The following is a 10424-nucleotide window of genomic DNA, read 5'->3' on the forward strand; positions in this document are numbered from 1 at the left end:
GTATGCGCCCTCTAGTTGGTGTGGGTAAATGACTATTTATCTTTGTTGTATTTTTAGAAAAAGGAAAAGCAGAGCTTTTCGCTCTGCTTTTGTACATTAGAGGATACCAATTGCAACGATCGTCGCAACAAGTGTCTGTGTAAGCGTTTGGATGGCAATAGAGATGTCCGCATCGATTGTAGAGACTGTAACGTTTCTAGAGTTTTCGATGACAAGTTTCTGGCGATTTGTTTGTTTGTGGCTAGCTGCTTGCAATAGATCTTGAGTGACGCGGTCAGCTAGGTCACCATCAGCGATTGAGATGTTTGTAATGGTGATGATCGCTGTTTGAACAGCTGCTTGGATAGATGCTGCAACCTGTGCATCAACAGAAGAGACGTTAATGTCACAAGAATCTCTAACGATAATGACTTCCTCAGATGTCTGCTTTGTCACACTCACTTGATCAAAGTCTTGTAAAACATCTTCATCATCATAATAGTTGCCGTCACAAACTGCTTTTCTTTCGTAGTTATGATGGTAATCGCCGTGGTGTGTACAGTTACGATCTAGAGCGACCCAAGAGTATGGTTTAGAATCCATTTCTTTTCCTCCTTCCGTTTACTTTATTAAATGCTGGAATGATTGGTTTTGTCTCGGGCATTTATCCTAGCAGGCAACCCATTTTTATTTAATCGTTATTTTGCTGCGCTTGACGGCGCTGCTGGATACGATCTCGAAGTGAATTTCGTTTAGGACGCACTTGTGGTTCAGGCTCGACCTCTTCTGCATGTTTTGCTGCCTCTGCCTGACGCTTTTTCTCCTGCTGCTGCTGTACGAAATCATCTGCTTTCTTTTGTAAATCCTGAACCAGCTTCAAAATCATCCTTCTTTGATCTTCTGAAAGGTTTGCTTTCTGATCATCTGTGACATTATTTTTGTTTAAAATATCACTCACAAGAAGGCTTGTTAATGGATCAACATCAGTGTTGATTTGAAACTCCTTTTTTTCGTTCTCTTCAGCCACGATTATTTCACCTCTTTCATACATGATGTTAGAAAAAGAAAGGGTCAAAGAATGCCGGCTTCAATTAAAAGTACATTCAGTGTTTGAGTGAGAATTTGTACGGAGTTCATAATGGATGCATCAGATAATGTAATCGTGACGTTATAGCAATTGATGATTTGAATCACGGTTTTCTTTTGGACTGTCACTTGTTGTGCAGCTAAAAGCTGATCTGTGATGTCTGCAGCCAATTCATCATCTGGTACAAGAATTTGAATTAAAAGAGTAATGATTGTCGTTGCGGTCGCTTGAAGGGAGAGTGCGGCTGTTACATCTGTTTTATCAATCGTGACATTTTCGGAATCCTTGATCACAATGAAATCATCATAATTCCTGATTAATTCGTTTAACAGTTGTGTGTATAATAAATCAGCACTTTCTTCAATAGACAATACTTTCACTCCTTTCTTATCTATACATTATTTAATGCAGCAGGCGCTCAAGGTGGAATCAGAAAGCGTGAAAAAGTACAACCCAATTTTATTTCCACTCGATTCATCATGGCGGTCGTTCTTTTTGCATATATAAAGAAAGGACAGAAAAAAGAAGCAAGAAGGAGGTGGAGGTTCACTGAGCGGTGCTATGTCATTTGTGATATTTGCCCTCGCATCCTTTAGGCTGACGAGATTGATCGTGTTTGATACGATTACAGCCCCTTTTCGCCGCCTATTTCATGAAGAGCAAGAAGAGGTAAACGAACAAGGTGAAGTCGAGACCTATATTATCATCAAAGGAAAAGGGCTGCGGTCTTGGATAGGAGAGCTGTTAAGCTGTTATTGGTGTACGGGTATGTGGTGCACTGCTGCTTTACTTGTCATATACATACTTTTTCCTGTCATCAGCGTGTGGCTTCAATTACTATTAGCGATTGCCGCAGCAGCAGGCATTATTGAAGCGGTCGTGTCGAAGCTTGTGAAATAAACAGGCATTCTGATCAGACACGCTTTTAAAAAATGCATATACTAACATGGAATAGGAAAGGAAGGGTTGCGATGAAACCAACTGAAACGCCGTCACATATGCTCCAAGGGTATCCAGCGCAGTCAAACCAACAATCTGTATATACGAAGAAAATCAAGAAGACTGGCTGCGGGTGTGGAAAGAAAAAGAAATATCAATAGTAGAAAAAACAAAAGCCGGATTTATCCGGTTTTTTTGTTGCCCTTTTTTCTAGTTCTGCATATGAAAGAGAGAAGGGGTGACCAGAATGGACGCATTCGAACAATTAATCGGCTCATTGTTCACTAACCCTCATGATGGGAAAGAACAAGCGCACGAAAAGGTTGAAATGGATCTAGCTGATAAAGCCAATGATCTTGAACAGCATTTAAAGGTATTTGGCGACAAGATGGATGCGTTTGCGAAAGAAACAGAGGCATTCATGATGCGTCATGGAGATGCAGCTTACGTCTTTAAACAGCAGAAATGAAAATTCCGCACTTTTTTATGTGATCGTCCAAACCATTTCTTGTATTTTTCATATTTTGAAAGGGAGAAGAGGAGGTGCTTAAATATGAGTTGTTACGGTTACGGTGGCGGTTATTGCGGAGGTTATGGCGGCGGCTACGGCGGCGGTTATGGTTCAACTTTTGTTCTTGTTGTCGTGCTTTTCATCCTTCTAATCATCGTTGGTGCTTCTTTCTTTAACTAAACAGTAAGAAGGTGAGGGAAGCAATGGGGGAGCCTTTTGCTTTCCTTTCTCTTTGATTGAACAACGCGGTAGGATAGGCACATATCTCGCCTATTTTCATATAGTAAGGTGATTACTCCACAACGAGGAGGCAAATGAATGGATAATAAATTTTTTAAAAGCGTGGAAAATAAAACTGGTGTGAATATGAATGACGTCTTTAAGCTTGCAGGATCTTTACAAAATGCTAATTTTAAAGACGAAGCGACCGTTCGAGGTGTCATTAAAAAAGTAGCGCAGCTTGCAAACAAACGTGTACCTAAAGAAATGGAAGACAAAATCGTTCAATCCATTACAAGTGGAAAAGAAAAGCTTGATTTCAATACAATCGCTAAAATGATGAATAACAAAAAATAAACAACAGGCTCTCCACTCAAAGGGGGGCCTGTTGTTTTTGTGCGAATAATTCACGATTTTTCTTTAGAAGAGGGTACAAAAAGCGAGAACGGTGAGCGGTTTTTCCTCTTCTAAAAGATGGAACAGATAGATAGAGGGATTGTTCTGCTCTTGTCATGGCGACGTATAATAAGCGCCGCTCTTCTTCAATGGCTTCTTCATTGCCATTTCTCAGTTCATCAAGCGCAAAATCATGAGGCAAAGCTCCGTCAACCACACTAGTGATGTACACCGTTTGGAATTCAAGTCCCTTTGCGCGGTGGATCGTCATGAGCTGAACGCCGGGTTCCCCTGCTTTTTCCTTTTCAGCAGCTTTCATATGTTCGGCATGTGCGAGAAAGGCTTCAATCGTTTCAAAGCGTTTCGCCGCTGTTTTCACATCACGTACATCATCTGCACCTTTTTCAAGCACATTCGTATCATTGACACGTTTTTTCAAATAATCACCGAGTCCCATCTTTTGTTCAATAAACGCCACAGCTTCAGCCGGTTTTAACGTTCGTAAAGTTTGGAACAAAGGAATGATTGATTGTAGTTTTTTCTGCTGAAACGGCTGGATGTCTGTTAGTTTCCCAAGTGCGTCTACCATCGAACAATCCTCCGTAATAGTCAGCGCCTTCAGTGTATTTAGTGTTTGCTGCTTTAAAAAGAAAACCGGCAGCAGCTGTTTTATTGCAGCGACATCATCTGCATCTTGACTTAGGGAAAGAAAGGCGAGCAGTACCCGAACCATTCGTCTGCTATAAAAGGCTCTCACGCCAGCATCGGTCTCATACGGAATCGCCGATTGATGAAGCCTCTCATAAATGGCGCGGCCTCCCGTATTGGTTCTAAACAGGACACAAATATCATTTGGCTTTGCACCGTTTTGCATTTTCTCCAGAATATCTGCCACGATCATGGTCGCTTCCTCTTCCTCGTCATATGGATAAAAGAGCGTCGGAGGAATTTGCTCCACGCGAACGGCTTTTAACGTTTTCTCGTAACGATGCTGGTTCTTTTTAATAATGGCATCTGCACTTGCGACAATCGTATGATGAGAACGGTAATTCGCATGTAAATGGACGATCTCGGCCGAAGGGTAGTCCTGTTTGAAATCAAGAATAAAAGCGGGATGACTTCCTCTAAAGGCATAAATGGCTTGATCATCGTCACCTACACAAAATAGCTGCTCCGATTTTCCGGCCAAAAGCTGGATCAATTGATATTGGACGGGATTAATGTCCTGAAATTCATCAACTAAAATATACTTGAATCGTTCTTGATATCGCTTCAGCAGTTCAGGCTGCTTATTCAGCATGTGTAAGCAGGCGATCGCCATGTCATCAAAGTCAAATTGTTGATTGTCCCTTTTTTGCTGTTCATACGACTGATAGATCGTCCACATGTGCTTTTCCTTTTCATCTTTCAGCTCAGGAAATTCGCCCGGTAAAAAGGCATTTTTCCAATAGCCGATGGATTGCAGCACTTGATCGGTTGGGTAGTCTTTTTCATCCAGTCCTTCATTCATCATCGCTTTCCGAATGTACTGTTCCTTTTGCCAGTCAAACTTGATGAGATGCTGTCCGTTCCATTTGTTCGGATCATCGTGAAGCAGCATTTTATAAAAAAGGCTGTGAAACGTACCTGTCACGACTTGACCCGCCTGTGATGGATGAAGCTGGTACTGCATGCGCAGTCTTTCTTTCATTTCACTGCTTGCTTTTGTGGTGAAGGTCACAAGTAAGATATGGTGAGCTGGAATTTGATGGTGTGAAATCAAATAAGCTGCTCTAGCCGTCAGCACCCTTGTTTTCCCGCTGCCAGCACCAGCCAGCACAAGCATTGGTCCATCTTTGTGTGTGACAGCTTGCAGCTGCGGCGCGCTAAAGGTGATGTGCGGAAAGAGGTCGATGGTATGTACTTGTTCATTCTCTTCTAAATGTAAGGCTTCGCCAAATTGAATAGACCTCGGTTCCTGCCAGTCAAACGTTTCCTTTGTTTCCGAGATGATCTGTTTGCCGGTTGGAAAACGGAAGCCGCCAAGTTCTTTGTAGGATGCCTTTTCTTCTCGTTCTGCCGGTTGTTTTTCCTCTTGTTGTTCTGCTTTTTCGCACAGCTCTTGCTGAGATGTCTGTTTATGAATAAAGGCAGGCTCTTCATGTATATTTAATCTGAAAAAGACGGGTTGTCCGCAATATGGGCAAGATAAGTGCCCTTTTTTTCCCTCATCATGGAGGAATTGATAATGTTCTCTCGAATACGTATGTAATGAGATCGTTCGATCATGTCGTCGTGCGCATTTCAAAGCTAGTCCTCCAGTAGTCAATCAATCTTAAAAAGAAACACAACTAATCATATCAAATGAGGCGTGTTTCAAACAGTCATAATTAGGGAATAGTAGAATAGAAGAGAAGCAAAGGAGGCGTTCTTGATGGGATATATAGCACCGATTCAGCCGGATCTGTATTTTCAATATATCAACCGTCCTGCTCCTCAGGATAAAGAAGACTATGCGAAAGTGACAAAGGTCACGCGCACCTTTCATGACAAGGTATACAGAGAGCTGGAGAAAAAAGAGGACTTAGTGACAGAAGCAGAGACGAAAGTACAGCAAAAAAAGCGGGAACGCTTTGTACGAGATATGTTTATGGAAGAAGGCAAGGGCATTCATATCAATGTCTATATATAAATGACTGCGCTTTCTTCACTAATCGAACGATAATGAATAAAGAAACAGCCAGGACTATGATGCTCTGGCTGTTTCTTTTCGTTAAGCGGATAGCGTTTTTGTCATTTTTACATGTGTGATACCTGCTTCTTCAAACGGTTCAGAAACGACTTTGTAGCCTTTCTTTTCGTAGAAAGGAAGAGCCTGGATTTGTGCATGCATGACAGCTTCTTTCGCTCCATTGGCAATGGCTTCAGATTCTAGTGCTTCTAATAGTTGGTGGCCGAGGCCGAAAGATCGCGCCTCTTTTAATACACAAATCCGTTCAAGCTTTGCCTTAGGACCGTCAATCATCCGCAGTCTAGCAGCAGCCTGCGGCTTATCGTCATCGTTATAAATGACAAAATGAATGGCATCGTCCTCTAATTCATCGATTTCGATCTCTAATGGGACTTCTTGTTCTTTCACGAAAACTTCTTTTCGAACGTAATAGGCATCTTCTCGTTGTGTTTGTGCTTTTGCGATGACTGTATTCAAATGTCTTTAACCCTCTTCTCCTAAAATAAATGTTTCATAAACGGTCCAAGATCCATTTTCTAGCTGATATAACAGGTGGAAGCGGTCAACCGTTTCTTCATGATCAATCTTTCTCAGCTTTAATGTACCAAGTACGTCTGAATGCTCATCATCTGATAATTTTTGAGCCACTGTTACATGCGGAACAAATGCATATTCAGGTTTACCAGCCAGTGGTTCAGTATACAATTTTTCATTTAGAGCCATTAATTCCTCGTTCGGTTCTACTTTCATATAAATGACGTTGTTTACAGGAGCGAATGAACTGAATTTTTTGATACGTAACGTAATAGGAGAAGCATTTTTGGCATACTCACGTAAGGTGGAGACGACCTCAGCTGCTTCTAGATCCGTTAATTCAAAAGGTGTTCTTAATGTTAAATGCGGCGGTATGAGTGCATAGTTCGGATCATAACGTTTCCGATAAGAGTTCGCAATATCTTGCAATTTTTTTGATGGAAATAAAACAACTCCGTATTTCATCATGTTCCCTCCTGATTAAGAAAGTATTTATTATTGTTTATTATAACAAAATTCAGTTGATGAACGAATATGGGAGCATTCTTTTTAACGAAGGTGCAATGAGCGGCTGCCAAAATGTCCATTTATGGTCCCCTTCGAATGTCTCAAATAAATAATCCGCACCAGACTGTTCAAGAAGAGCCTTCAGTTCTTCGTTCGGCTGAATAAAATCAAGCACTTGGCCATCTGTTGTTTTCACAGCCGTTTCTTCTAACCCAATTTGATGGATAATGGCATAATGAGAAAGTGATGCTGATTGTTTGACCGCTTGTAAGACCGACTCATCAACGTAAGGGGACTGCAAAATCAGTCCGCCAAATAACGAAGGATAATCAATGGCTGTCATGAGTGAGATGGTAGCACCGAGTGAATCACCAATAAACGTACGCCCCGATCCGATTTGATACGTTGGAAAGTGTTCATCAATATAAGGGACAAGTTCATTTGCTAAAAAGCGTTTATACGCCTCGAACTTTGTGCCATCTGGATGATACGTATTTCGTCTTTCGGTGACATTTTCATAGGGAACACCAATGATAATCGCGCGTTCCATTTCTTTGTTTTGCATGAGTTCTTCCGCTTGTCTGCCTATTTTACCTAAGCGGAAATAATCATGACCATCTTGGGCAATGATGACATGATATGTATAAAGGGGCGAGTAATTGACTGGTAAATAAATCAGAACGGTCATGTCCGTCCCAAGTTCTTTTGAGTGTAAGGTTTCTTCTTGAATCATTCCTGTTTTCTTCACCATAATCCATTCCTCCAGCTAACCAAATTCATCATAAGTGAAACGTTTCCATTCATTGTAACACGAAAAACAGCGTTGTTCCTATATGCTAACATGCAATCAAATCGGCTGACATTCAATCTAGTGCAAAATACAGAAAATTTTAATTAATCGTTACATTTCCCCTTGAAAAATGAGTTTTAATGCGTTACAGTATTAAGAATTAGAACAGACAGACAACACATTCTTATCGTGAGAGGTGGAGGGACTGGCCCTTTGAAACCTCAGCAACCGGTATGCATCACATGATGTGATGTACCAAGGTGCTAAATCCAGCAAGCAGTTTTTTTGCTTGGAAGATAAGAGGAAGCGATTAAACCCCTTCTTCTTATGAAGAAGGGGTTTTCTGTTTTGAAATCAGATTTTTACTTAGGATGGTGTCAAATGACAGAACATGTGGAAACGAAATTAGCGCAAATTGGAAACCGTAGCGATGAGGCGACTGGCACTGTCAGTCCTCCAGTTTATCTTTCAACAGCATACAGACATAGAGGTATTGGTGAATCAACAGGGTTTGATTATATTCGGACGAAAAACCCAACAAGACAGCTTGTAGAAGATGCGATTGCTTCACTCGAAGAAGGGACGGCCGGTTTTGCCTTCAGTTCGGGAATGGCTGCTATCCAAACGATCATGGCTCTATTTGAAAGCGGAGATGAACTGATTGTGTCATCAGATTTATATGGCGGTACATACCGTTTGTTCGAGAACGAATGGAAAAAGTATGGCCTGCGTTTTCTTTACGATGATTTTTCAGATGAAGACTGTTTACGCTCTAAAATGACGCCAAACACAAAAGCCGTCTTTATTGAAACCCCGACAAATCCACTCATGCAGGAAGCGGATATTCAAAAGGTTGCGAAGATCGCAAAAGAGCATGGCGCTTTGGTCATTGTCGATAACACCTTTTACACACCAGTCTTGCAAAAGCCGATTACGCTTGGAGCGGATATTGTCATTCATAGCGCAACCAAATATTTAGGCGGACATAATGACGTCCTTGCTGGTCTCGTGGTCACAAAAGGAGAGCAGCTTTCTGAAGATATGTTCCAGCATCAAAATGCCATCGGAGCGGTTTTATCTCCATTTGACTCTTGGCTTTTAATGAGAGGAATGAAAACGCTGGCTCTTAGAATGCGCCAGCACGAGGCAAATGCGAAGGAATTAGCTGACTTTCTAAAGCAGCAGCCGGAAATCCAAGATGTTCTTTACCCAGGTAAGGGTGGGATGCTGTCATTCCGTGTTGCCAAAGAGGACTGGGTCAACCCATTTTTAAAGCAGCTGAAAACGATTTGTTTTGCGGAAAGCCTTGGCGGAATTGAAAGCTTTATTACGTATCCAGCGACGCAAACGCACATGGACATCCCAGAAGAGATTCGCATCGCAAACGGTGTGTGTAACAAACTGCTCCGTTTCTCTGTTGGGATTGAGCATGTGGATGACCTGAAAGCAGACCTGAAGCAGGCACTATCAAAAGTGAAAGAGGAGGTACACACGAAATGACCACACACGATTGGACACTCGAAACACAACTCGTTCATAATGCGTTTAAAACAGACCGCTCAACAGGTGCAGTCAGTGTACCGATTCAACATGCATCGACATTTCACCAAAGCAGCTTCGATGAATTTGGTCAATATGACTACTCTCGATCAGGCACTCCTACACGTCAGGCGCTAGAGGATACGATTGCAGCGCTAGAAGGAGGAACGAGAGGGCTTGCCTTTGCGTCAGGTATGGCAGCCATTTCAACTGCTTTTCTTCTGTTATCAAAAGGGGATCATGTTCTTGTCACAAGAGATGTGTACGGGGGAACATTCAGGATGATCACCCAAGTTCTTTCGAGATTTGGCATTGAGCATACCTTTGTGGACATGACAGATTTAAACGAAGTCAAACAAGGCATTCAATCGAATACGAAAGTCATTTACATGGAAACACCGTCAAACCCCACACTAGGGATTACGGATATTGCAGGCGTTGTCCAGCTTGCGAAAGAGCATGACTGTCTAACCTTCTTAGATAATACGTTCTTAACGCCTGCGCTTCAGCGTCCGCTGGATCTTGGTGTTGATATTGTGCTGCACAGTGCAACGAAATTTTTGAGCGGTCACAGTGATGTATTGTCTGGCTTAGCCGTGGTCAAAGACGAGAAGCTGGGAGAAGAACTTTATTCACTGCAAAATTCATTCGGTGCGGTTCTTGGCGTTCAGGATTGCTGGCTTGTGTTAAGGGGATTAAAAACACTTCAAGTCAGATTAGAAAAAGCAAGTCAAACCGCTTTAGAACTGGCATTATTCCTTAAAGAACATCCAGCGGTGAAAAAAGTATACTACCCGGGCTTAGATGATCATCCAGGGGCGGACATTCAGCGCAAGCAGGCAAGCGGAGCTGGAGCTGTTCTTTCATTTGAATTAGAAAACCAAGCGGCAGTTAAAGAATTGGTGGGTGGCGTCACATTACCTGTATTCGCCGTCAGCCTTGGCGCGGTTGAATCCATTCTGTCCTACCCAGCCAAAATGTCCCATGCCGCTATGCCAAAAGAAGAAAGAGAAAAAAGAGGCATTACAGATGGGTTGCTTCGATTAAGTGTAGGCGTCGAAAACGGAGCAGACCTCAAACGGGACTTCAAACAAGCACTCGATCAACTAAAGCCAGCTCTTGTGAACCAGTCATAAAAGTGATTGAAAAGCCGGTACAGATACCGGCTTCAGCGTGTAGACAAACCCTCTCATTCTTTGTCAGTCCTGCGTGC

Annotated in this window: 15 protein-coding genes and 1 riboswitch; of the genes, 8 read left to right on the plus strand and 7 right to left on the minus strand. The window is 42.2% G+C overall.

Features of this window, described 5'->3' with window-relative positions:
- Positions 1-96 precede the first annotated feature (96 nt).
- The 3 genes from BA1_RS02485 to BA1_RS02495 form a co-directional block, all read right to left on the minus strand.
- The gene (locus BA1_RS02485) at positions 97-582 is read right to left on the minus strand and encodes a spore coat protein (RefSeq protein WP_008355374.1); all 486 of its coding nucleotides are present in this window, start codon (positions 580-582) and stop codon (positions 97-99) included.
- An 88-nt stretch (positions 583-670) separates the two neighbouring features.
- A complete protein-coding gene (locus tag BA1_RS02490; RefSeq protein WP_008355377.1) occupies positions 671-1006 on the minus strand; it encodes a hypothetical protein in 336 nt (111 codons plus the stop codon).
- Between the two features lie 44 nt (positions 1007-1050).
- Complete coding sequence (locus BA1_RS02495; RefSeq protein ID WP_237739178.1) at positions 1051-1446, minus strand: spore coat protein; 396 nt, start codon at positions 1444-1446, stop codon at positions 1051-1053.
- Between the two features lie 181 nt (positions 1447-1627).
- On the opposite strand from BA1_RS02495, the gene BA1_RS02500 reads away from it, so the two are divergent.
- From BA1_RS02500 to spoVIF, 5 genes are all read left to right on the plus strand, one after another.
- Positions 1628-1966 (plus strand): DUF1360 domain-containing protein, encoded by a 339-nt coding sequence (locus tag BA1_RS02500; protein ID WP_008355381.1) that lies wholly within the window; start codon positions 1628-1630, stop codon positions 1964-1966.
- 71 nt (positions 1967-2037) lie between these two features.
- Positions 2038-2166, plus strand: coding sequence for a hypothetical protein (locus tag BA1_RS19630; protein WP_008355383.1), 129 nt, complete (start codon positions 2038-2040; stop codon positions 2164-2166).
- Positions 2167-2252: 86 nt separating this feature from the next.
- Entirely contained in the window at positions 2253-2474 is a 222-nt protein-coding gene (locus tag BA1_RS02505) for a hypothetical protein (RefSeq protein WP_008355385.1), read from the plus strand.
- Between the two features lie 84 nt (positions 2475-2558).
- Entirely contained in the window at positions 2559-2696 is a 138-nt protein-coding gene (locus BA1_RS18450; RefSeq protein ID WP_008348419.1) for a YjcZ family sporulation protein, read from the plus strand.
- A gap of 138 nt (positions 2697-2834) precedes the next feature.
- The gene (gene spoVIF, locus BA1_RS02515) at positions 2835-3092 is read left to right on the plus strand and encodes a sporulation-specific transcription regulator SpoVIF (RefSeq protein WP_003212292.1); all 258 of its coding nucleotides are present in this window, start codon (positions 2835-2837) and stop codon (positions 3090-3092) included.
- Between the two features lie 16 nt (positions 3093-3108).
- Here spoVIF and BA1_RS02520 read toward each other — a convergent pair whose 3' ends face one another.
- Positions 3109-5418 (minus strand): ATP-dependent helicase, encoded by a 2310-nt coding sequence (locus BA1_RS02520; protein WP_008355387.1) that lies wholly within the window; start codon positions 5416-5418, stop codon positions 3109-3111.
- 126 nt (positions 5419-5544) lie between these two features.
- On the opposite strand from BA1_RS02520, the gene BA1_RS02525 reads away from it, so the two are divergent.
- Positions 5545-5802, plus strand: coding sequence for a hypothetical protein (locus BA1_RS02525; protein WP_008355389.1), 258 nt, complete (start codon positions 5545-5547; stop codon positions 5800-5802).
- Between the two features lie 81 nt (positions 5803-5883).
- Here the strand turns inward: BA1_RS02525 and BA1_RS02530 are convergent, their stop codons facing one another.
- From BA1_RS02530 to BA1_RS02540, 3 genes are read right to left on the minus strand one after another with little or no spacing between them, the layout of a single operon-like run.
- Positions 5884-6318 (minus strand): GNAT family N-acetyltransferase, encoded by a 435-nt coding sequence (locus BA1_RS02530; protein WP_008355391.1) that lies wholly within the window; start codon positions 6316-6318, stop codon positions 5884-5886.
- 6 nt (positions 6319-6324) lie between these two features.
- Positions 6325-6840, minus strand: coding sequence for a YjcG family protein (locus BA1_RS02535; RefSeq protein WP_008355393.1), 516 nt, complete (start codon positions 6838-6840; stop codon positions 6325-6327).
- Between the two features lie 52 nt (positions 6841-6892).
- On the minus strand, positions 6893-7633 hold the full coding sequence (locus BA1_RS02540) for an esterase family protein (RefSeq protein ID WP_008355396.1): 741 nt from the start codon (positions 7631-7633) through the stop codon (positions 6893-6895).
- 220 nt (positions 7634-7853) lie between these two features.
- Positions 7854-7975: riboswitch (SAM riboswitch) on the plus strand.
- A gap of 78 nt (positions 7976-8053) precedes the next feature.
- Between BA1_RS02540 and BA1_RS02545 the strand changes: the two genes are divergently transcribed.
- Together BA1_RS02545 and metC are read left to right on the plus strand one after the other, a co-directional pair.
- Complete coding sequence (locus BA1_RS02545) at positions 8054-9172, plus strand: methionine biosynthesis PLP-dependent protein (RefSeq protein WP_008355397.1); 1119 nt, start codon at positions 8054-8056, stop codon at positions 9170-9172.
- The gene (gene metC / locus BA1_RS02550) at positions 9169-10347 is read left to right on the plus strand and encodes a cystathionine beta-lyase (RefSeq protein WP_008355399.1); all 1179 of its coding nucleotides are present in this window, start codon (positions 9169-9171) and stop codon (positions 10345-10347) included. Before BA1_RS02545 ends, metC begins: the two co-directional genes overlap by 4 nt.
- Positions 10348-10424 lie beyond the last annotated feature (77 nt).

It is taken from the genome of Bacillus xiamenensis (assembly GCF_000300535.1).
Taxonomy (GTDB): Bacteria; Bacillota; Bacilli; order Bacillales; family Bacillaceae; genus Bacillus; species Bacillus xiamenensis.